Raw genomic sequence first — 21,933 nt, 5'->3', positions numbered from 1 at the left:
AGTTCCACCGGGGCCAGAAACGAAGCCGCTGGCTACCGAATCTTTGCAAACGGCTGCAAAAATCCGGGAACAAGACTGCCGGTTCATGCGTCCTTGCGCCACCACACACCACATGGGAGGGCACCATGAACGAGCTTGCAACCAAACTGACCGAACCCACCGAATACGTGCAGTTCTGGAACGACACCCTGGCGGACAAGTTTGACCGCTTCCGCCACATCCTGATGGAAGGTCTCAGCTACCACAGCCGGGTGCCACTGGAACGGCTGACCATAACGCCCGGTAGCCGCATTCTGGATGTAGGGTGTGGCTGGGGAGATACCACCATCCAGTTGGCGCGCAAAACCGGCCCCGAGGGCTATGTGCTTGGCGTGGACTGCGTGGACCAGTTTTTAACCAGGGGCCGGGCGGATGCCCGCAAGGCCGGCCTGGACAATATCCGGTTTATTACCGAAGACGTCGAGCGTTACCCCTTTGATCCGGATTTCGACCTGTGCTTTTCACGGTTTGGCATGATGTTCTTCGAAAATCCGGTACGGGCTATGAAGAACATCCGCCGGGCGTTGAGGTCGGGAGGTGAGTTGATGTTCATTGTATGGCGCAGTAGCGAGTACAACCCCTGGCTGGGTATGGCGAAAGAGGTGGTCCTGCGTTTCCTGCCGGAACCCGGAGAGGGAGCCCGCTCCTGTGGCCCGGGGCCATTCTCCATGGCCAACACCGAGGTGGTGTCACAGCAGCTTGAAATTGCCGGGTTCCGGGACGTGAATTTCGAACAGGTTGACGGACCGGTGACTGTGGGGGATTCGCTGCAGGACGCCATTAACTTCCAACTGGCCATCGGGCCCGCAGGGGAGGTTTTCCGCGAGGCCGGGGAACTGGCGGAGCGACAACGCCCGGAAATTGAAGACGCTCTGCGAGAGGCGCTGACGCCCTACCAGGATAAGTCCGGGCAGATTGTCATGCCTTCCAGTTCCTGGTGCATTACAGCCCGTAATCCAGCGAATGCCTCGTGAATTTGCGGGTGCAGGAGCCGGTTTGGGCCGGGCTCCTGTGCCGTTAACCGAAGAAGGGGTCAGGCTTCCCGTCGTCGTTTATGGTCCGCCCGCAGCATCAGATACCATGCAATAAAGGCGATCAACGACACCGCCAGGATGATCAGTGCGGCCAATGCGTTGATCTTGGGCGACACCCCCATCCGCACCGATGAGAACACCACCATGGGCAGGGTGGTGGCCCCAGGCCCTGACACAAAACTGGCAATTACGAGGTCATCCAGCGACAGCGTGAACGCCAGCAGCCAGCCCGACACCAGCGCCGGGGCAATCACCGGCAGGGTGATCACAAAGAATGTCTTCAGGGGCGTGCAGCCCAGATCCATGGCCGCTTCCTCAATGGAACGGTCCACTTCACGCAGGCGGGCACTGACCACGACAGCCACATAGGCACTGCAGAAGGTGGTGTGGGCAATCCATATCGTCGCCATGCCCCGGTCTGCCGGCCAGCCGATGGTTTGCGCCATCTGTACGAACAGTAGCAACAGCGACAGTCCAGTAATAACCTCTGGCATTACCAGCGGTGCACTGATCATGCTGGACAACAGGGTGCGCCCGCGAATGCGCTTGAAGCGGGTCATCACGAACGCACACAGGGTGCCCAGGCACACCGCCATGCTGGCGGAGTAGAAAGCAATCTTCAGGCTCATCCACACCGCCGAAAGAATCTGCTGGTCGCGGAACAGTTCGCCATACCAGTGCGTGGAAAAGCCCGCCCACACCGACACCAGTCTGGAGGCATTGAACGAGTAGACAATCAGCACGACCATCGGCAGGTACAGGAACAGCAGCCCTAATATCAGCATGACTTTGGAAAAACTGACGGAGCGGGCGTTAACCATGCTTTTCCATCTCCCTGGCCTGGAAGCGATGGAACAGGATGATGGGTATCAACAGCAGCGCCAGCATCACAATGGCGAGCGACGACGCCACCGGCCAGTCACGGTTATTGAAGAATTCCTCCCACAGCACTTTGCCGATCATCAATGTATCCGGCCCACCCAGCAGCTCCGGGATCACGAACTCACCCACCGCCGGAATGAACACCAACATGGAGCCCGCGATAATGCCGGCTTTTGATAGTGGCAGGGTGATGGCCCAGAAGGTGGTCAGGCTGCGGCAGCCAAGGTCCGACGCGGCCTCAAGCAATCGCACATCGAGCTTCACCAGATTGGTGTATATCGGCAGCACCATGAACGGCAGATAGGCGTAGGCAATGCCCAGGACCACCGCAAAGTTGGTATTCAGCATTTTCAGGGGGCTGTCGATGACCCCCAGCCCCGTCAGCAGGTTGTTCAGCAGGCCCTGGTTGCCGAGTATACCCATCCACGCGTACACCCGGATCAGGAACGAGGTCCACGACGGCAACATCACCATTAACAGCAAGACCAGCTGCATTCGGGCCGAGGCGCGGGCCATCGCATAGGCCATCGGATAGCCGATCAACAGGCAAGCCAGTGTGGATATGAAGGCGATCTTGACCGAGCCCCAGTAGGCGGCGATGTACAGGCTGTCGGACAACAGGAACAGGTAGTTGCTGAAATTCACCACCACCGAAAAGGTGTTGTCCACGAAGGTGAACACCGGCTCGTAAGGCGGGATGGCCATCACCGCCGAGGAAAAGCTGATCTTCAGCACCAGCGCGAATGGCAGCAGGAAGAACAGCAGCAACCACACAAAGGGAATGCCAAACACTACCCGGCGATGAAACAGAACGGCACGTAGCCGCTCCATCAAAGGGTTGGGCATCAGCTTGTTGGCCATGGCATCAGTTCCACAACAGCATTGGACTGGAAGCTTCCCAGGACACAAACACCGTATCGCCCCATGCTGGCCGCTCACCCCGGCGTTCCACGTTAGCCATGGTGGCCTGAACGCGCTTGCCGCTGTCCAGTTTCACGTAATAGGAAGTGATGTCTCCCAGGTACGCGATGTTGTCCACGGTGCCGCGGCTCCAGTTGTTATCGCCGTCCGGTTTGTCGGTCGTGAGGTAGATTTTTTCCGGACGAAGGGCAATCAGCGTGTCGGTGGATTCCGCAGGCGTGGTCACACCCCGGTCGATGAATACCGGGACATCCAGCGCCTCACTGATGAGCGTGATGCTATGGGCTTCGTCGTCGCGGATGCTGGCCTCAAAGATATTAACGGAGCCGATGAACTCGGCCGTCATCCGGCTTTCGTAGATATCGATGGGCGAACCCACCTGGGCAATGCGTCCCTGGGCCATGATGGCGATGCGGCTGGCCATGGTCATGGCCTCTTCCTGATCGTGGGTAACCATCAGGCAGGTGGCGCCTACCTGTTCAAGGATTTCCACCAGCTCCAGCTGCATTTCCGTGCGCAGTTTCTTGTCCAGCGCGCCCATGGGTTCGTCCAGTAACAGCAGTTTCGGGCGCTTGGCCAGTGAACGGGCCAGGGCCACGCGCTGCTGCTGGCCGCCGGATAACTGCTGCGGTTTGCGCTTGGCAAAGGCCTCCATCTTGACCAGTTTCAACATGGCCTCTACCCGGTCGCGAATCTCGCTCCTTGGCAGTTTGTCCTGTTTCAGCCCCATGGCGATGTTCTGCTCGACCGTCATGTGGGGGAACAGCGCGTAAGACTGGAACATCATGTTGGTTGGGCGCAGGTACGGCGGAAGGTCGGTAATGTCCTGGCCATCCAGCACCACGCGACCGGTGTTGGGCGCCTCAAAACCTGCCAGCATGCGTAGCAACGTGGACTTGCCGGAGCCGGAACCACCCAGCAGCGCGAAAATCTCTCCCTTCTGGATGTCCAGGCTTACGTTGTCCACGGCCAGGGTGCCATCAAAGCTTTTGGAAATGCCCTGAATTTTGAGTAACACCTCCGCTTGCGCGGAGATGTTGTTATCGTTTTCCACCCCTTAACGACCAGACTTCACGTTGGTCCAGGTGCGGGTCATCAGGCGTTGGATGTTCTGAGGCCGACCTTCCATGATGTACAGCTTCTTCATCACCTCATCGGTGGGGTAGATGCTGGTGTCATTGAGGATCTCCGGATCAACAAACTCGTTCGCCGGCTTGTTCGGGTTGGCGTACCACACGTAATTGGTCACGTCCGCGATGATTTCCGGGCGCATCAGGAAGTCCATCAGCTTGTGGGCGTTTTCCACGTTGGGAGCGCCCGCCGGAATGGTCATCATGTCAAACCACAGCACCGCACCTTCCTTGGGGATGGTGTAACGGATCACGTTACCATTGCCGGCTTCTTCAGCGCGGGCAGCGGCCTGCAGTATGTCACCGGAATAGCCGGCGGCGACGCACAGATCACCGTTTGCCAGGTCGGCGATATAACGGGACGAGTGGAAGTAGGTCACGTTCGGGCGGATGGCCCTGATCACCTCGCCGCCTTTTTTGATGTCCTCGGCGTTGATGCTGTTCGGGTCCAGGCCAATGTAGGCCATGGCTGCACGTACCATTTCCTCACCGGAATCCAGCATGGCAATGCCACAGCCGCCGGCGGCCAGTTTGCCGGTCACCTCGGGATCAAACACCAGGGCCCAGGAGTCCGTGGGCGCGTCGTCACCCAGGATTTCCTGAATGCGGCCTTCGTTGTAGCCATAGCCATTAGTACCCCACAGATAAGGCAGGGAGAATTGGCTGCCCGGATCGACCTTTTCCAGGTCGTCCATCAGGTCCGGGTTCAGATTGGCCATGTTCGGCAACTTGTCCTGGTCCAGCGGCACAAACGCCTGGGCAGAAATCTGCTTGGCCACATAATGGTTGGAGGGCACCACCAGATCATAGCCGGAACGGCCGGAAAGCAGTGCCGCCTCCAGGATCTCGTTACTGTCGTAAACGTCGTAGATCACCTTGATGCCGGTTTCCGCGGTGAACTTCTCCAGCGTGTCTTCGGCAATGTAATCGGACCAGTTGTACACACGCACTTCTTCTGCCGCGAAGGCAGACGGCGCACCCAATGACACAGCAATAGCGGCGGCAAGGGCCGCTGGCTTATACAACTTCAACATCGGTAGTGTCCCTCGTAGAAAAGGGATGGATACAAAGCGTGCAGGACGCACGCAGTATTTTGCAGGTCTTTCGCGCGATATTTATCACGAGAACGCAAGGTACGCTACATAATTTTATTCAAACGTTCGTGGATGAACCGATTCCGGCTGCAGGAAGTCCTTATCGCCTGTATTGGAATGGTCACCCAGCACCTTGCCGTCGGATTCCCGGGTCTGGCCGTACAGTGAATGCTTGTGGAAGGTCGGGCCGTATTTCTCGAGGGTTTCCTCTATATCGCCGGTGTAGCGGGGGTCCTGAGGGCGCTCCTGGCTGTTCATATAGTAGGCGATATTCCAGGCTTCCTGGTCCGTCAGGGATAACGGTTGACCCAACGGCATGTTGTTCTTGATAAAACCGGCTGCGGTAACCAATCGCACGATGCCGGCACCCCAGTTATTGGAGCCGTCACCCCAGGGCGCAGGAAACACCGTCTGCCCATCAACGCGAAGGCCCTGGCCGTCTTCCCCGTGACATGCGGCGCATTTGTCATTGAACAGCTGCTCACCGTTCGCGTAACTCAGTTGCTCCGGGCGCTCCGGTGCCGGGAAACCGCGACCATAGATCGGTTTTTCCGGGTACATTTCCACGCCCTTGGCGAGCCACTGATGATACGCCGTTATGGCGACCATATTGTCGCTGCCATACGCGGGTGGTCTGCCGTTCATGGAGTACGTAAAGCAGCCGGCAATACGCTCCTCCAGGTTATTGACGTGGTCATTCTTGCCTCGGTAGCCGGGCAAAGTGACCGCTGCCGGCCAGACCGGGGCGCTGAAGGGCATACGGCCTTCACCAAGGTGGCAGTTGGAACAGTTCATATTATTGAAAACGTTCTCGCCGCGAAGCTGCTGTGTATTGGTGAACAGGTCGTGGCCCCGGCGAATCACCCGCTTGAGCTCCGGGTGCATGTCGGATTGCTCAAGATCTTCCAGGGTCGGCGGGATATGGACCAGTTCATTGTCTTCCGGCGCTGGAAAACCCAGTTCGGTCAGGGTATTGATGTAGTCCTCTGTGTGGTCGCTCGCAACAACCCCCGTCGAACAAAGAAGAGAACCTGACAGCACGGCATAAGCAAATGGTGACTTCATGGCTGCGACTCCTCTGTATTAAGCACGGGCGGTTGGGCTGCAAGCCAGGCGGCGACAGCCTGGATGTCCTCGTCGTTCAGACGTCTGGCAATGGAGCCCATAAGGTCCTGCGGGTCGTTCTTGCGGGTCTCTGACTGCCAGGCCTTCAGTTGCGCCTCGATATACCGGGCATGCTGCCCGGCAATGCCTGGAAATGCTGCGCCGGCGCCCTGGTTCTCAGGGCCGTGGCAACTCTTGCAGGAAACAATATACTTCGACCAGTCACCTCTTTCGGCCAGCTTCTGGCCCCGCTGGAGAACCGCCTCGCTGGCATCTGTGCTCTCCTGGCCGTGCGTGGGGGTCATCTCACTGTAGTACCGGGCAACATCCAGAATCTGCTGGTCCGACAGCATGTTGGCAAAGGATTTCATGGTGGCGTTCTCGCGCTCACCGGATTTGTAGTCACGCAACTGCTTGGCAATGTACTCGGCGTTCAGGCCGGCCAGCCGAGGCCAGGATTCGCCCTGTTCGTTATTCTTGCCGGAGCCATCAGGCTGGTGGCAAGCGGTGCAGGTGGCCGCAGCTTCGGCACCACGGGAGGCATCCCCCGTGGTGGCCGCCTGAGCCCAGGAGGTAAGAGCCAAAAGGCCCAAAGCAAGAATGGTGGTTGGCATGTAGTTCATGGTCGGTGTCCCTCCCTGACCGCCGGCGGTTGGTAATGCATTGAGCATAGTATGCGCCGGGAAATAGGGCGAGGTATTGAGCGTGGTTTATCCCTATATTGCAAAATGCCCCGGAAAGCAGGATAAAGGAGCCTTGAAACCCCCTGTGCCGGCCCCTCGCCACAGGCCTGTTCGAGTTCTGGAAGGCTTTCCTTATGGGTTCTGGTTTTGCGAGTGCTAACGCATTTCTTCAGGCGCATCCCGAGCTGCAGTTTGTTGACCTGCTGATTCCGGATATGAATGGCATTGTTCGCGGCAAGCGGGTGGACCCGTCGTCGCTTGCGAAAGTGTTTGAGCGGGGTGTGGCCATGCCGGCCTCGATCTTTGCCCTGAACATCCAGGGCACTACCGTCGAAGAAACCGGCCTGGGCCTGGACATTGGCGAGGCGGACCGGGTGTGCCTGCCCATCGACGCCACCCTGACCATGGAACCCTGGCAGAAGCGGCCGACTGCACAGCTGCTTTTGACCATGTACGAGCTGGATCGGGAAACGCCGTTCTTCGCGGACCCTCGCGTGGTGCTGCAGAACATCGTCAGGCGTTTCGAGGAGCTGGGGCTGACCCCGGTTGCCGCCTATGAACTGGAGTTCTACCTGATCGACCAGGAGAACCTGGCCGGCCGCCCCCAGCCGCCCAAGTCGCCCATTTCCGGTAAGCGTCCGGCAGGTACCCAGGCCTATTCCATAGATGATCTGGACGAGTACGCGGAATTCCTGGCGGATGTGCTGGATGCGGCCCATGAGCAGGAATTGCCGGCGGATGCACTGGTGGCGGAATCCGCCCCCGGCCAGTTCGAGGTGAACCTGCATTACGTGGACGATGCCGTGCGAGCCTGCGATCACGCCACCCTGCTCAAGCGCCTGATCAAGAACATGGCCTACGACCACGAGATGGACACCACCTTCATGGCGAAGCCTTACCACAGCCAGGCGGGCAGCGGCATGCACCTGCATGTGAGCCTGGTGGATGGGGAAGGGCGCAACGTGTTCGCCGGCGATGCGGAGCAACCAAACGATATTCTGCGGTGGGCAATCGGCGGGCTGGTGGCCACCATGAACGATGCCATGGCGCTGTTCTGCCCCAACATCAACTCGTATCGCCGGTTCAGCCCGGAGTATTACGTGCCCAGCGCGGCGACCTGGGGTGTGGATAACCGTACCGCATCGTTACGCCTGCCTGGTGGAGATCCCGAAGCACTGCGCATTGAGCACCGCGTCGCTGGTGCGGACGCCAACCCATACCTGCTGATGGCAGCGGTGCTGGCGGGCATTCACTATGGCATTACCAACAGGATCGAGCCGCCGCCGGTGACAGTGGGCAACGCCCATGAGCAGCACGAGGCCAGCCTGGTGAACAACCTGCGGGATGCGTTGCGGGAGCTTGGCCAGTCAGCGGTGATGGCTGAGTACCTGGGCAGCCAGTTCCTGGATGTGTTCGTGGCCTGCAAGGAGCACGAACTGAACGAGTTCGAGATGACCATCTCGGACCTGGAATACCTGTGGTATCTGCACACGGTGTAAAGCCTTGACTACTCAATCACCAGCCAGGTGGCCTTGATTTCGGTGTACTTGTCGAAGGCGTGCAGGGACTTGTCGCGGCCGTTGCCGGACTGCTTGAAGCCACCGAAGGGCGCGGTCATGTCCCCGCCGTCGTAATGATTGATCCACACGCTGCCTGCCCTGAGCGCCTTGGCCACTTTGTGGGCGGTGTTGATGTTGGAGGTCCACACCGCCGCCGCCAGACCGTAGATCGAATCGTTGGCAATGGTAATGGCTTCCTCAGCCGTCTTGAAACCGATCACTGACAACACCGGCCCGAAGATTTCCTCCGAGGCGATCCGCATCTTATTATTCACCCCATCAAACACCGTGGGCTGAACAAAAAGGCCGCCCGTTTCTTCCATCACTCGCTTGCCGCCCTCCACCAGTGTTGCGCCTTCGGACTGGCCGATGCCGATGTATTCAATGATGCGGTCGAGCTGGGCCCGATCGACAATGGCACCACAGGTCGTTGCCGGGTCCAGGGGATGGCCGGGGTGCCAGGTTTTCAGGGCTTCGCGAATCAGGCCGATGAACTCGGCACGAATGCTTTCTTCCACCAACAACCGGCTGCCGGCAGTGCACACTTCGCCCTGGTTAAAAGCAATGGCGGTGGCCGCTTCTGCCGCGGCTTTTTTCAGATCCGGCGCATCCGCAAAGACGATGTTGGGGCTTTTGCCGCCGGCCTCCAGCCACACCCGTTTCATGTTGGACTGACCAGCGTAGATCATCAGTTGCTTGGCAACGTTGGTGGAGCCCGTGAACACCAGGCAGTCCACATCCATATGCAGGGCCAGGGCCTTGCCTGCAGTGTGGCCATAGCCGGGCAGCACGTTGAATACGCCAGCGGGAATGCCGGCTTCCTCTGCCAGGGCAGCCAGGCGAATAGCCGTGAGTGGGGATTTCTCGGAAGGCTTGAGGATGACCGAGTTTCCTGTGGCGAGGGCCGGGGCAATCTTCCAGGACGCCATGATCATCGGGAAGTTCCAGGGCACGATGGCGGCCACCACACCCATGGGCTCCCGGGAAATCATACCAATCTGGTCGTGGGGTGTAGCAGCCAGTTCGCCATACACCTTGTCGATGGCTTCAGCAGTCCAGCGAATAGCGCGGGCGGTTGCCGGTACATCCACGGCACGGGCGTGGCTGACCGGTTTGCCCATGTCGAGGGTTTCCAGCAGGGCCAGTTCGTCGCCATGGGCCTCGATCAGTTCAGCGAAGCGAATGAGAACGGACTTGCGTCTGGCGGGTGCCAGTTGGCTCCAGTCGCCGCTTTCGAAAGCTTTCCTGGCGGCGGTTACAGCAAGGTCGGCATCGGCCTGGTCGCAACTGGCAACCCGGGTCAGCTCACGCCCGTCCACCGGGCTGATGCAGGAAAAGGTCTCTCCGTTAACAGCCCATTGAAAAGCACCATTCACATAGGCTCGGCTTTCAATGCTGAGTTGATCTGCCATGGCCTGCCAGCCGGCCTGGTCAGCGGGTGTTGTGGAGGGCGCGGTGGAACGTTCGGGATGGCTCATGGCAGGCTCTCAGGCAAGGGAATTGGTCAATCATAGCAGCACTTTCGCGGACAATCGCGGCCCCTGGTATAGGTAGAAGAACCTGTCTTCCCGAATGTCGGGTCCTGGCATAAACTTGTGTCGGCGTCCGCTTTTCCCGGCCGCCTCCGGATTGCTCTCTGTTCTACCCCCTGATCAACCCCTGATCAGCTCGTCACCCTGTACGGCGCCCATTATGACCCAGTATCCCCCGGTTCCTTCCTATTACGCAGCCTCGGCGAACAAGGCACCCCGACGCCCGGCATTGCAGGGTCAATGCGAGGCGGACGTGTGCGTAGTGGGTGCCGGTTACACCGGCTTATCCACCGCGCTGTTTCTGGCAGAGGCCGGTTTCCGGGTGGTGGTGCTGGAAGCGGCAACGGTGGGCTGGGGTGCTTCCGGCCGCAACGGCGGCCAGATCGTAAACAGTTTCAGCCGGGATCTGGACAGTATCGAACGCCAGACCAGGCCAGACCATCTGCGACTGCTGGCGGACATGGCTTTTGAAGGCAGCCAGATCATCCGGCAGCGGGTGAGGGATTACCGTATCCGGTGCGACTTGAAAGAGGGTGGCATTTTCGCGGCCCTGAACCCGCGCCAGCTCAAACATCTGGAAGCACAGCAGGCGCTGTGGCGACGGTTCGGCTATGACAAACTGGAACTGCTGGACCAGGAAGCTATCCGCGCCCGTGTCGGCACCGACCGTTACGTCGGTGGCGCCATTGACCACACGGGCGGGCATATCCATCCGCTGAACCTGGCGCTGGGCGAGGCAGCAGCACTGGAATCCCGGGGCGGAGTCATCCACGAACATTCCGAAGTCTTACAGATTCTTCCCGGCCAGCCGGCAACGGTGAAAACCAGGGAAGGAGAGGTGAAGGCACAGTTCGTTGTTCTGGCCGGTAATGCCTACCTGGGCGGACTGGTGCCGGAGCTGGGCGCCAAGTCCATGCCCTGCGGCTCGCAGATCATCGCCACCGAGCCTCTTGATGAGGCCACCGCAAAACGACTTTTGCCCGAAGACAACTGCGTGGAGGACTGCAACTACCTGCTGGATTACTTCCGCCTCTCCGGCGACAAGCGCCTGATCTACGGCGGTGGCGTCGTCTACGGTGCCCGCGACCCGGCCAACATCGAGCGGCTGATCCGCCCCAACATGCTGAAAACCTTCCCGGAGCTGGCGCAAGTAAAAATCGACTACGCCTGGACCGGCAACTTCCTGCTCACCCTGTCACGCCTGCCACAGATGGGCCGGCTACAGGACAACGTATTCTATTCCCAGGGCTGCTCTGGCCATGGCGTTACCTTCACCCATGTGGCGGGCAAAGCCCTGGCGCTGGCTGTCCAGGGCCAGGCAGAATGCTTCGACGCCTTCGCCAGCCTGCCGCACTACCCGTTCCCGGGCGGGCGGGCATTCAGGGTGCCGTTAACGGCATTGGGAGCCTGGTATTACGGGTTGCGGGATCGGTTGGGGGTGTAATTGCTCAGTTGCCGTTCTTCTGCTGACCGTAAATCGACAACTCCCGCTCATGTCGACCGGGCCTGGGATCGTCGATGGATATCACGGCTTCAATCTGCGCAATGTAGTCGGCCGGAAGGCCGTTTTCCCGGGCACCGATGAGGACGTGGTCCTTATACCAGTGGAAGGGTTTCAGCGAGTCATTGATGCGGGTGGCGTAATACATCCAGGCTCCAAGAGCACCTTCCCCGGTTGTCAGCTTGACCTGCTTTTCATCATATCCCCGCCCCAGCGCCTCATGTCGGTCCAGGTCCGGCTTTTCATTGTCGGCGATCTCGTACACCACGCCCATGACCCGATCTTCCGGATCACCGGTCTCTTCTGCGTCGCATTTGGCGGAGCCGTCCATCGCCGCCTTGTGGAAACGCAGCCGATGAGTGGGGAGCTCTGCCACGGCTACGAATCGTGCCGATGGAACCCGGGCCTGAAGCCGTCGTTGTGACATATTCGAGCCGTAGCAGAAGCAGAGCATTGCGCCTCCTTGTCTGAATTTACCCGATCAGGGTATCACGCCGTTTCAGGTTTCATCTTTTCTGCCAGCGCATCGTCCAGTTCATTGGCACGCCTGGCGGCCGGTCTGCTTTCCGTACGCTTGATGTAGTCCTGGAAGACCTCGTTCGGCGGGATGTTCTTCTGCATCGTTTCCCACCAGAGATAGCTGCTGACCAGCACATCCGCAGCGGTGAACTGATCGCCACAGATATAGGGCGTCTGGCCCAGTACTTTCTCCAGGGTATTGATGGGATCTTCCACGCGACCACAGCCGACGGCCTGTACGTTGTCGCTATCGATTTTCCAGCCGTAGGCCAGTGCACTCGTTGCCATTTCAAACGGGCCTGCCATGAAAAACAGCCAGCGGTAGTAAGCGCCGCGTTCAGGGGATTGCGGCGGTGGCGCCAGCTTCCTGTCCGGAAACTGGTCTGCCAGGTAGGCGCAGATGGCCGCCACTTCGGTCACCACGGTGTTGCCGTGCTTGATGGCGGGCACCTTGCCCATGGGGTTGATGGCCAGGTATTCCGGGGTTTTCATGTCCGGGCCGAATTCCATGGTCTCAACGGTGTAGGGAATGCCGACTTCTTCCAGCATCCAGCGTACAACGCGCCCGCGGGACATGGGGTGGGTATAAAACGTGAGTTCTGACATGTTGATCTCCTTTTCCAGTCAGTGTTCCAGGTGGTGTGAGGTACTGCGGGATCAGATTAATTTGTAACTAGGTGAGAATCGGTCCTAAATAAATCAGACAATACAATTATTCGTGTAAATAACCGGAAAATGCTGCCAGGAGGAAGGCGACGATGTCTGGTCCTACAACCCGTGTGCTAACCGTGTTGGAATTATTGCAGACCCATGGCCAGATAGGCGGGGCGGAGCTGGCAGAACGCCTCGGTGTGGACCGGCGAACGATCAGGCGCTACATCACGGTGCTGGAAGAACTGGGCATACCGGTAATGACAGAGCAGGGGCGTTACGGCGGTTACCGGTTGGTGGCGGGTTTCAAGTTGCCACCGATGATGTTCACCGAGGAAGAAACCCTGGCAGTGTCCCTGGGGTTGCTGGCAGCCCGGCAGCTAGGGCTGACGGATGCGGCGCCGGCCATCGCCAGTGTGCAGGCGAAGCTGGAACGGGTGATGCCGGCTAACCTGAAAAAGCGGGTGCGTGGTGTCAGCGATACCACCCGGGTAATCCTGCCCCGGGGAGAGCCCAGTCTGGACGACCGCGCGCTGCAAACGCTGTCGGTTGCCACAGAAGCAATGCGTAGAGTTGGATTTACCTATCATTCCCCGGATCGCGGAGGCATCGACCGCAGCGTTGATCCCTATGGCCTGGTGTTCCGCCAGGGGCGCTGGTATCTCACCGGCTTTTGCCACCTCAGGAACGCCATGCGGTCATTTCGGCTGGACCGCATCAGCAGCGTTCACCTGGTGCCTGACACCTTCCAGCGGCCGTCGGATTTTGATGCGGCGGAATTCCTGAGCGAGAGCTTCCTGTCCTGGGGCCGAACCCATGAGGTGTCGCTGTTGCTGCACACAGACCGTGAGTCTGCCGCCACCGTGTTTGATTTCCATTCATCCTGTGCGGATGGATTCGAACAGCGTGATGACGGGCTGCTACTCACCACACGAACGGATAGCTTCGAGTGGTTCGCCTGGTGGCTGGCGCAGCTCCCGTTCCGGTTTACCATCCTGAAACCAGAGGGCCTGAAGGATGCCTTGCGGGAGCACGCTACCCGGTTGCTGGCCTGTTGTGACTAACTGTCAGGGCTAGTCAGGAGTTGACAATGGACAGTTTTTTAAGAGAATGTGTCCGTAGTCCGCGGACAGTGGACGATGGACGATGGACGATGGACGATGGACGATGGACGATGGACGATGGACGATGGACGATGGACGATGGACGGTGGACATAAATAAGCGAGGTCGGCGTTGAAAAGTCAAGATCTACTAATTCTGCTGAAGCTGGTAAGTCTGAGTAAGGATGAGCAGCAATTTCGGTCCTTGGTTCCTCCCAGGCAAGAATATCTCAAGTCTTCCTGGGAAGGCTGGGACAGTATTGAAGAAGACTATATGTTGCTTGAAGGTGATCTGGGTGTGTCGCTTGATACAGATTTGAATGCTATTGATGTCAGTCCTGAGTTGACGGCCCAACGGTACTCCGTGCGTTCGCTTGCTTCATCAACAGGTATTGGGAAGACGGAGGTGAACAACTCCATTAAGCGTATGAAGCAGGTAGGGTTGGTCAGATCAGACCGAAAGACAGGGATGCCGAAAGCGAATACGAAAGCTCTGGTTGAGCTAATTGTTCATGCTGTTCGCTACGTCTTCCCTGCACAGATGGGTACCGTTACCAGGGGCATACCCACAGCATTTTCTGCGCCAATCCTCGCTTCAGAATTAAGTTCTCCCGGCGAGTTGGTGCCAGTGTGGCCCGATCCATATGGAAAAACCAAAGGCCAGGCCGTTGAGCCTCTCTACAAGAGCGTCCCCCATGCCGTGCGCCGGGATCCCTTTCTATATGGCCTTCTCGCGCTGACTGATGCAATACGCATTGGCAGCGTTCGTGAAACCACTCTGGCGGCCGAGCAACTACGAAGGGAAACAAAAGATTTATGACGACTGGGTATGAAAAGACTCGGGAGATGTTGGCCTGGGTAGCCAGCAAGCTGGGTGCTGACCTTTTGCAGGAGGTAGTCTTTGTCGGAGGGTGCACCACAACTTTCCTGTTAACCGATGAGGCCACACAGGAAGATGTGCGGCACACCAAGGACGTTGACCTGATCGTCGATGTTATAGGACCGCACAGTTGGAGTGTCTTCAAAGATAAACTACGGCAGCGGGGGTTTACTGAAAGGATGGATATGGATGCGCCAACCTGTGCTCTTTTTCTGGATGAATTACGGGTCGATTTCATGCCAGACGATCCTGGCATTCTTGGGCATACCAACCGTTGGTATGGCCACGCACTCAAAACTGCTAACTGGCACGAAGTAACGCTGGGAGATCAACGGTTTGATATAAGAATCGTGAGTCCATTGAGCTTTGTCGCAACGAAGCTGGAAGCGTTTCTCGGGCGTGGAAAAGGAGATATCAGCGCTAGCCACGATCTGGAGGATATGCTGCTCCTGTTTTTCGGGCGAGAGGAGTTGGTTGATGAGATCCTTCGGGGGGAGCCCGATATTGTTGAGTTTGTCGCAGGGGAGTTGAGGGATTTATTAGCAGCTCCCGAATTCGAATGGCTTGTGCAGTCAACTGTCCGGGGCGATGTCCCAAGCGAGCAATATCTATTTGAGCGACTGGAAAAAGTAACGGGATAGTTACCCTTCAGCCCATCACCTCTGTGGATGAGGGCTGCACGGTAGATTGGTATTAACTAACCCACAAACATCTTCTTCGCCAACGGCAACCCCTTGAGGCCACTAACCGCAACTGTCGCCAGTAGCCCGCCAATCATGGCTCCGGCCACGCCGCAGGTCATCACATCCTGGCCGGTGAGGTAGAGGCCGGGGATGCGGGTTTTGGGCTTCAGCCAATCCTGTTCGAATCGGCTCGGGGTGTGGTTCAGGCCGTAGATCTCGCCCTTGCTGTAGCGGCAGAAGTAGTCGGTGGACAGGGGCGTGGACAGCTCGTAGTAGTCCACCTTGCCTTCCAGGTGCGGGAACTTCTCGTACAGCTTGGCCAACAGGCGCTGGGCGTAGGCTTCCTTCTTGGCTTCGTACTCTTCGCCGCGCTTGCCCCAGGTTTTGTCGGCCCAGTCTTCGTACCAGTCGTAGGGCCCGGGAGCGACAATCTCGATGGTGGCGCGGCCGGGGTAGCGTTCGGCAAAGCTCGGGTCCTTGGCGGAAGGAAAAGAGATGTACGTCAGCGGAATATCGGTGTCGTCGGGTGCAGCCATGAAATCGCTCACCTGCTTTTCATAATCGGCGCCGGGGTAGATCCAGTAGTTGGTTTTCGGTAGCTTCAGGTTCTCGGCAGTGTCCTGCAGACCAATGTACAGGCAGTTGCTGGCCATGGAGCGTTCCACGGTTTTCAGCTTCTGCTGGTAATAGTCCCGGTGGGGTGCGGATTCAGGCAGTAGCGTGTCGAAGGTGTTGAACACGCCGGCGTTGCTGATCACCAGCGGGGCGCGGACCTCTTCACCATCCGCCATGCGCACACCAACCGCCTTGCCCTTTTCGATCAGGATTTCCTTCACATCGGCGTAGGTGAACACCTCACCGCCGCTCTGCTGGATGACCGGGATGATCGTCCTGGCCATTTCCGACGCGCCGCCGATGGGGTAGTAGCCACCGTAGAGATAATGGCGTGCAATCAGCGCATGGATGATGAAGCTGGATTCCGCGGGTGGCAGACCGTTGTCGCCCCATTGACCGGTGAGCACGGCAATCAGCTCCTGGTTGCTGGTCAGACCTTCCAGTACTTCACGGGTGGGCCGGTTCAGGAATGAAGGTGCCGTGCGGTTGACCAGCTTGCGCAGGGGGCTGGCGGCCAGGTCGGGCAGCACTTTGCCAATCACCAGCCCCGGCATGGCTTTGGCCACCTGCTTCAGGTAACCCAGGTAAGTGTCGATGGCTTTTTCTTCACCAGGGAAGGCCTTCTTCAGTTCGGCCTTGAAGTTGTCCGGCCCGGCTACCAGGTCCACATGGCGGTCGCCGATGAAGATGCGGTCGAAGTGGCTGTCCATCGGCGCCCACTTCAGTTGACCATCAGTAATATGGTCGAACAGGCGCTTGGTCAGCGTGTGGTCTGCGCCCACGTCGCCGATGTAGTGCACGCCCACATCCCACTCGTAGCCGTTGCGGTCGTAACTGTGGGTGAATCCGCCGGCGGTGTAATGCTGCTCGAACACCACGACTTTCTTGCCCAGTTTGCTCATGCAGGCGGCGGTGGTCAGCCCGCCGATGCCGGAGCCTATAACAATGGCGTCGTAGGGGCCGTTCAGGCGATTGGCGCGGTAACGATGGCCGATACGAATGGTGCTGGGTTTGGGGCTGCTCATGAGGTGGTGTCCTTGTGAGGTTGATCATTATTGTTCGCGCGCGAGCCGTCCAGAAGCAGAGTGACAACGCCTTCCGCCAGGTGGGGTTCCACTTTGGCACTGGGTAGATGGCCATCAATGGTCAGTTGCGAAAGCCCATGCACCAGCGACCAGGCGGCAGCGGTCATCAGTGAAAGGGGAATGGGCTTTACGTACCCCGCCTGCTGGGCCCGGGCAATGGTGTCTTCCAGCACCTGGAACGCGCTCTTGCCCGCCGAGTCCAGGCGCGGGTGAACACCCTTGGGCAACACCCGCCCGCCAAACATCAGCCGGTAAAGATTGGGCTCGTCCTGTGCAAAAGATACGTACACCAGGCCAATATCTACCAACGCCAGCCTGGGGCTCGATTGATCCACTGCCAGCAGGCGCTTTTGCAGGGCTTCAAAGCCGGTAACGGCCAGTTCTGCCAGCAGGCTTTCCCGGTCGATAAAGTGCCGGTATAACGCCGGGGCACTGACCCCGATCTGTTTGGCCAGGGCGCGCAGGCTGATGGCGGAGTCGCCGTGTTCGCGAAGTGTTTCCAGAGCTAGCTGATGCGCCTGTTGTGGCAGGTCACCATGGTGGTAGCTGGCTTTCAGTGCGGTTGGAGTGTCAGGCATAAGTTATCACCAGTAACATTGTTACCGGTGATAACATCACGAGAGAGGGAGGGTTGTCAAATGAATTATTTGAGCGGTTACTCGGCTGTAACCGTAGCCATGACCAGCTTTCCATCTTTACGGATTGGGCCGTCTTCTTTCGCTCCCAGTGTGTATTCGAAGATGCCCGTCTTCATGCCACCGTCTTCGCTGTGCAGCATGAGCATCAGCCTGTCACCGGAGGCGACTTCTTCGGTGAGTATGGCTGCCACATCCATATTCTTGCCCTTTTTCAACGGCGCGTGGCCAACTACCGGGCCAGGCTTCATGGCTTCGTCAGTGCGGTGCACCACCAGCCAGCCGTTCTTTTCGGCCATGACTTTCTTTGCAGTCACGGTACCCTCAGAGACGGATTGATCGTCGCCCCATACGCCGACTTTGGAATGGTTGCCCGCCAGTGCAACGCCGGAAGTCAAAGCGGTGGAAACCAGGGTGGCGGTCAGAAATGCTGCGATCTTTGTGTGCTTGTTCATTGCCTTCTCCTTGCAGTCTGTAGTTCCCATCCGTTCGGTTGTATTCAGATGGGCTACAAGCAACTACGGGCTGAGCGATCACAAAGTTGCAGGCACGGGCAACTATTTCCGAAAAGTCCGTCGTCTCCTAGTCGTCCTGTTTGTTTTTCTCCTCTTTTTCGTCATCAGAGGGGCGTGGCTTCTTGCTGGAGAAATCGGTGTCGGCAAAGACTTCTGACAGGATGGATTGCTCGATGTAACTGCGCTGTCCGGATTTGGCGGGCAGCCGCACGGTGAGGTGGATTTCGCTGGCCACCGGCGCCTGGATGGTCACCCGCGGGTCTACCGAGGGGACTTCCAGGCCTCGCAAAACGCCGACCTTGTTCATGTGCTTGCGAACCGCCTCAAGATAGGGCTCGCAATGGCGATTGGCGGCATCCAGCAGGGCTTTCTGGGCGGCATGCCAGTCGTCTTCCCGTTTGAAAGGCACCGTGAAAACATGGAAGTCCCAATGGTCAGTAAAACTCTCATTGATGACCGGTTCAGACACGAACAGGGCGTTGGGAACCACGATCATCCGCCCGGTGCGCTGGTGACCCGTCTTGCCGGGGCCAACCTCAAGGATGGTGGTCGCCAGGAGGGTCTGGTCGATGACATCACCGCGGAAATCCTTCACCTGTATGCGGTCTCCCAGATTGAAAGAGCCGGCGCCGCTTTTCAGGATTGCACCGGATACACACAGGATCAGTTCCTTGGTGGCGACCACAAAGGCAACGGCAATGGCAACGATAGACAGTGCCAGGGAACGGATCTGGTCACCCCAGATCAACGCCAGGCCCAGTATCCCCAATAGCAGGAAGCCGTTGCGGAAGTTCACCAGCAACCGGCCCCGCAACTCCGAAGACGTCACGTTTCGCCGTATAAAGCGCGCAGTCAGAGTCCGCAGGATGATGATGGCCAGAATCAGTAGCCCCGTACTGATCAGCAGCCTCAACATGGAGTCCGGCAGCGTAAAACTTTCAGGTACCATGGCCAGGCTCTCTAGCATGTTTCAGTTCCGTGACAGGTAAGTGTGACAGTGTATTGTCGAGGGAAAACCGGGATGTAACAAGCCGCAAAGGCTGCTCTCGCGAAAGAATCAGCTTTGCTGCTTGCGCCAGCGCACCGGCGGAAAGCCCGTCCAGCGCCTGAAGGCACGATAGAACGTGCTCACCTCCGCGAACCCCAGTGACTCCGCGATCTCGGGTAGGGTAGCTGCAGTATCAGCCACCGCCTGAAGCGCCTTTTCCCGGCGTACGTCGTCCAGCAAGCCATCGAACGTATGACCCTGGTCCCGGAGCTTTCGTGCCAACGTGCGCTCACTGATTCCCAGTGCCTCCGCAGCTTCGGCCCGCCGCGGCAGAACCGGGCCAAGCCGGGAAGCGAGCCATCGGCGTATTTCCGGAACGGATGCACTGTTCATGGAAAGGGCGGCCAGCCGGGCCTTTGTGTAGCGTTTGTGCACCTGCGCCAGTTGAGGATCTGCCTGGGGCAGGGGCTGATCCAGAACGGCGTTGTCCACCAGCACACCGCTGAAGGCCTGCTCGAATTCCACCGCGCAACGGAATGCCGCCTGGTACCCCTGCAGCGGCCCCAGCCGGGGCTGGCTGAACTGCACCCGCATCGGCTCCATTCGGGTTCCCGTTACCCAACTGGCGAAGCCCACTACCGCCGCCAGAACCGCTTCAATCTGGTGAGGGCTGAATGCCAGCTTCCCCTGCCGTGGATGATAAACCAGCCATGTGGCTGAATCGCCGGCAAGAATCTGGAACCGCCCGCCATCAGAGATCAGCCGCTGGAAACGCTGAACCATCACCACCGCCTCACGCAGGGTTGCCGCGGACTGCAGGGCAAACCCCACACCACTGATACTCATCGGGGTGAATTCCGCGCCCACCTTCAGGCCAAAGCCGGGGTCACCGGTGCAACGCTCCGCCGCATGCCAGAGCCGTGTGATGTCATCAATGGGCCAACGTTCATGCTCCTGGGCAGCAGCCGGAATACCGGCCGTGGCCAGCAGGGTGTCTGCGTCCACGGAGAGTCGTTGTGCCGCAGCAATGACGGTATTCACCCAGCCCAGGGAAACGGTGGCCTCTAAAGTCAATTTTTGTGGCCTCTGAAGTCAATTTTTAAACCATGGTACCGGTATATCTTGGAAACTGACAACAGAGCTCAATCAGGTCGGATGTGCACTATGGTCAAGGTGATTGATTCAGATGTTCTGGTGGTTGGCGGAGGGCTGGCAGGTATTGTTACGGCACTCGAAGCCCTGCGTGCCGGAAAGACGGTCACCCTGGCGGACCGGGATACCGCTGAGCGTATGGGCGGCCTGGCACTCTGGGCCTTTGGCGGCATGATGCTGGTGGACACCCCCCTTCAGAAGCGCATGAAGATCACCGATTCACCGGAGATTGCCCTTGCCGACTGGCTCAGCTTCGGTGAGCTGGCTTCCGGTGATGAGTGGCCGCTGCGATGGGCCCGCTACTACGTCGAGCACTCCCGCACGGAGGTTTATGACTGGCTTAGCGACGAAGGCATCAAATTTCTGCCGGCGGTCAACTGGGTGGAGCGTGGCCGCTTCGGCGATGGCAACCGTGTGCCCCGCTACCATGTCATCTGGGGCACCGCCCGGGAGCTGGTGCGTTGCCTGCTGGAAGCACTGCATCGTGAAAACGGCGCCGGCAAGCTCACTGTTCTGCATCAGCATCGGATAGTCGCACTGGACCATGAAGGCGGCAAAGTCTGCGGCGCCCTGGCGATCAACGAGGCCAACAGCGTGGAAGTCCGGCTGACGGCGTCTGCGGTGGTACTGGCCACTGGCGGTATCAATGGCAGCCATGAAGAATGCCGTGCGAACTGGCCTGGCAACCGCGCCCTGCCAGCCAGCATGCTGAACGGCGCACATCCCTACGCGGATGGCCGCATGCACCACTGGGTTGCAGACAGCCTCGGTGGCCGGATCACCCACGCCGGGGAAATGTGGAACTACGCGGCCGGCTTCCCGCATCCTTACCCGCACTTTCCCGGCCACGGTCTGTCTACCATTCCCTGCAAATCCGCCCTGTGGCTGAATCACCGGGGCGAACGCATCGGCCCGGAGCCCCTGGTGACGGGGTTTGACACTCACTGGTTGTGCCAGCGCGTCGCCGAACAGGAAAAACCCTGGACCTGGCACCTGCTTAACTGGCGCATCGCCGCCAAAGAATTTGCCATCTCCGGCGCCGAGCACAATGCCCGCATACGGGACAAACAGTTCCCCCTGTTTGTGAAAGAGCTGCTGCTGGGCAACCATCCGCTGGTTCGCCAGATGCAGCGGGAAAGCCGCGACTTCCTGGTGGCAGACAGCCTGAATGACCTGGCCGGCAAGATGAACGCGCTGACCTGTTCCCATGACATTGAGCCCGCCACACTCCAGGCCACCGCGGATGCGTTCGATGCCAACTTTGCCGCGGGCACCCAACTGCACAACGACCCCCAGATCCGTCTGATCCAGCACGCCCGGGAATGGAAGCCGGACCGTCTGCGCACCTGCAAACCGGCGCCCCTGCAGAAGCCCGGCGCCGGGCCCTACATTGCCATCCGCATGCAGCTGATCACCCGAAAAAGCCTGGGCGGCCTGCAAACCGACCTGCAAAGCCGCGTGCTCGATGCCGGTGGTGTTCCCGTGGAGGGCCTGTACTGCGTGGGAGAAGCCGCCGGTTTTGGTGGCGGTGGCGCCAACGGCAAACGTTCCCTCGAAGGCACCTTCCTGCCCGGCTGCATCATGACCGCCCGGGCAGCGGTGCGATCCATTGTTGCAGGAGGCTGACGC

General features: G+C 59.0%; 22 protein-coding genes. 8 read left to right on the top strand and 14 right to left on the bottom strand.

Annotation, left to right across the window (positions count from 1 at the left end):
• The first annotated feature begins 125 nt into the window (after window positions 1–125).
• On the top strand, window positions 126–1,013 hold the full coding sequence (locus QPL94_RS00765; protein WP_285354874.1) for a class I SAM-dependent methyltransferase: 888 nt from the start codon (window positions 126–128) through the stop codon (window positions 1,011–1,013).
• Between the two features lie 59 nt (window positions 1,014–1,072).
• Here the strand turns inward: QPL94_RS00765 and QPL94_RS00760 are convergent, their stop codons facing one another.
• The 6 genes from QPL94_RS00760 to QPL94_RS00735 form a co-directional block, all read right to left on the bottom strand.
• On the bottom strand, window positions 1,073–1,894 hold the full coding sequence (locus tag QPL94_RS00760; RefSeq protein ID WP_285354873.1) for an ABC transporter permease subunit: 822 nt from the start codon (window positions 1,892–1,894) through the stop codon (window positions 1,073–1,075).
• Window positions 1,887–2,786, bottom strand: coding sequence for an ABC transporter permease subunit (locus QPL94_RS00755; protein ID WP_285357809.1), 900 nt, complete (start codon window positions 2,784–2,786; stop codon window positions 1,887–1,889). Before QPL94_RS00755 ends, QPL94_RS00760 begins: the two co-directional genes overlap by 8 nt.
• A 34-nt stretch (window positions 2,787–2,820) precedes the next feature.
• Complete coding sequence (gene potA / locus QPL94_RS00750) at window positions 2,821–3,912, bottom strand: polyamine ABC transporter ATP-binding protein (protein ID WP_502881527.1); 1,092 nt, start codon at window positions 3,910–3,912, stop codon at window positions 2,821–2,823.
• 21 nt (window positions 3,913–3,933) lie between these two features.
• Window positions 3,934–5,040: a polyamine ABC transporter substrate-binding protein gene (locus tag QPL94_RS00745; protein ID WP_285354871.1), complete on the bottom strand. Its 1,107-nt coding sequence runs from the start codon at window positions 5,038–5,040 to the stop codon at window positions 3,934–3,936.
• A 114-nt stretch (window positions 5,041–5,154) separates the two neighbouring features.
• Complete coding sequence (locus tag QPL94_RS00740) at window positions 5,155–6,165, bottom strand: c-type cytochrome (protein WP_285354870.1); 1,011 nt, start codon at window positions 6,163–6,165, stop codon at window positions 5,155–5,157.
• A complete protein-coding gene (locus QPL94_RS00735; RefSeq protein WP_285354869.1) occupies window positions 6,162–6,827 on the bottom strand; it encodes a c-type cytochrome in 666 nt (221 codons plus the stop codon). The genes QPL94_RS00740 and QPL94_RS00735 overlap by 4 nt, the downstream gene beginning before the upstream one ends.
• Before the next feature lie 194 nt (window positions 6,828–7,021).
• Here QPL94_RS00735 and QPL94_RS00730 point away from each other — a divergent pair, with 194 nt between their 5' ends.
• On the top strand, window positions 7,022–8,386 hold the full coding sequence (locus QPL94_RS00730) for a glutamine synthetase family protein (protein WP_285354867.1): 1,365 nt from the start codon (window positions 7,022–7,024) through the stop codon (window positions 8,384–8,386).
• Between the two features lie 8 nt (window positions 8,387–8,394).
• Here QPL94_RS00730 and QPL94_RS00725 read toward each other — a convergent pair whose 3' ends face one another.
• Window positions 8,395–9,858 carry an aldehyde dehydrogenase gene (locus QPL94_RS00725; protein ID WP_285357808.1) on the bottom strand — a complete coding sequence of 488 codons (1,464 nt, stop codon included), beginning with the start codon at window positions 9,856–9,858 and terminating at the stop codon, window positions 8,395–8,397.
• 280 nt (window positions 9,859–10,138) lie between these two features.
• Here QPL94_RS00725 and QPL94_RS00720 point away from each other — a divergent pair, with 280 nt between their 5' ends.
• Window positions 10,139–11,422: an NAD(P)/FAD-dependent oxidoreductase gene (locus QPL94_RS00720; protein ID WP_285354866.1), complete on the top strand. Its 1,284-nt coding sequence runs from the start codon at window positions 10,139–10,141 to the stop codon at window positions 11,420–11,422.
• A 4-nt stretch (window positions 11,423–11,426) separates the two neighbouring features.
• On the opposite strand, the gene QPL94_RS00715 is transcribed toward QPL94_RS00720, so the two are convergent.
• Both QPL94_RS00715 and QPL94_RS00710 read right to left on the bottom strand, forming a co-directional pair.
• Complete coding sequence (locus tag QPL94_RS00715) at window positions 11,427–11,933, bottom strand: gamma-glutamylcyclotransferase family protein (protein ID WP_285354865.1); 507 nt, start codon at window positions 11,931–11,933, stop codon at window positions 11,427–11,429.
• 35 nt (window positions 11,934–11,968) lie between these two features.
• The gene (locus QPL94_RS00710) at window positions 11,969–12,604 is read right to left on the bottom strand and encodes a glutathione S-transferase family protein (protein WP_285354864.1); all 636 of its coding nucleotides are present in this window, start codon (window positions 12,602–12,604) and stop codon (window positions 11,969–11,971) included.
• 152 nt (window positions 12,605–12,756) lie between these two features.
• On the opposite strand from QPL94_RS00710, the gene QPL94_RS00705 reads away from it, so the two are divergent.
• From QPL94_RS00705 to QPL94_RS00695, 4 genes are read left to right on the top strand one after another with little or no spacing between them, the layout of a single operon-like run.
• The gene (locus tag QPL94_RS00705) at window positions 12,757–13,713 is read left to right on the top strand and encodes a helix-turn-helix transcriptional regulator (protein WP_285354863.1); all 957 of its coding nucleotides are present in this window, start codon (window positions 12,757–12,759) and stop codon (window positions 13,711–13,713) included.
• Window positions 13,714–13,739: 26 nt separating this feature from the next.
• Complete coding sequence (locus QPL94_RS21350; RefSeq protein WP_502881504.1) at window positions 13,740–13,868, top strand: hypothetical protein; 129 nt, start codon at window positions 13,740–13,742, stop codon at window positions 13,866–13,868.
• A gap of 16 nt (window positions 13,869–13,884) precedes the next feature.
• Entirely contained in the window at window positions 13,885–14,571 is a 687-nt protein-coding gene (locus QPL94_RS00700; protein ID WP_285354862.1) for a hypothetical protein, read from the top strand.
• Window positions 14,568–15,272, top strand: a complete 705-nt coding sequence (locus tag QPL94_RS00695; RefSeq protein WP_285354861.1) for a hypothetical protein — start codon at window positions 14,568–14,570, stop codon at window positions 15,270–15,272. The genes QPL94_RS00700 and QPL94_RS00695 overlap by 4 nt, the downstream gene beginning before the upstream one ends.
• 56 nt (window positions 15,273–15,328) lie before the next feature.
• Here the strand turns inward: QPL94_RS00695 and QPL94_RS00690 are convergent, their stop codons facing one another.
• The 5 genes from QPL94_RS00690 to QPL94_RS00670 form a co-directional block, all read right to left on the bottom strand.
• Window positions 15,329–16,954, bottom strand: a complete 1,626-nt coding sequence (locus QPL94_RS00690; protein WP_285354860.1) for a phytoene desaturase family protein — start codon at window positions 16,952–16,954, stop codon at window positions 15,329–15,331.
• Window positions 16,951–17,592 carry a TetR/AcrR family transcriptional regulator gene (locus QPL94_RS00685; protein ID WP_285354859.1) on the bottom strand — a complete coding sequence of 214 codons (642 nt, stop codon included), beginning with the start codon at window positions 17,590–17,592 and terminating at the stop codon, window positions 16,951–16,953. The genes QPL94_RS00690 and QPL94_RS00685 overlap by 4 nt, the downstream gene beginning before the upstream one ends.
• A gap of 77 nt (window positions 17,593–17,669) precedes the next feature.
• Window positions 17,670–18,104, bottom strand: coding sequence for a DUF7282 domain-containing protein (locus tag QPL94_RS00680; RefSeq protein ID WP_285354858.1), 435 nt, complete (start codon window positions 18,102–18,104; stop codon window positions 17,670–17,672).
• Between the two features lie 127 nt (window positions 18,105–18,231).
• Window positions 18,232–19,131, bottom strand: coding sequence for a mechanosensitive ion channel domain-containing protein (locus QPL94_RS00675; protein ID WP_285354857.1), 900 nt, complete (start codon window positions 19,129–19,131; stop codon window positions 18,232–18,234).
• A gap of 90 nt (window positions 19,132–19,221) precedes the next feature.
• Window positions 19,222–20,226 carry an AraC family transcriptional regulator gene (locus QPL94_RS00670; protein ID WP_285354856.1) on the bottom strand — a complete coding sequence of 335 codons (1,005 nt, stop codon included), beginning with the start codon at window positions 20,224–20,226 and terminating at the stop codon, window positions 19,222–19,224.
• A 90-nt stretch (window positions 20,227–20,316) separates the two neighbouring features.
• Here QPL94_RS00670 and QPL94_RS00665 point away from each other — a divergent pair, with 90 nt between their 5' ends.
• On the top strand, window positions 20,317–21,930 hold the full coding sequence (locus QPL94_RS00665; protein WP_285354855.1) for an FAD-binding protein: 1,614 nt from the start codon (window positions 20,317–20,319) through the stop codon (window positions 21,928–21,930).
• Window positions 21,931–21,933: the final 3 nt, after the last annotated feature.

The sequence above is a fragment of the Marinobacter sp. SS13-12 genome (genome assembly GCF_030227115.1).
GTDB lineage: Bacteria > Pseudomonadota > Gammaproteobacteria > Pseudomonadales > Oleiphilaceae > Marinobacter.
This window is presented reverse-complemented; position numbering and strand designations above follow the sequence as displayed.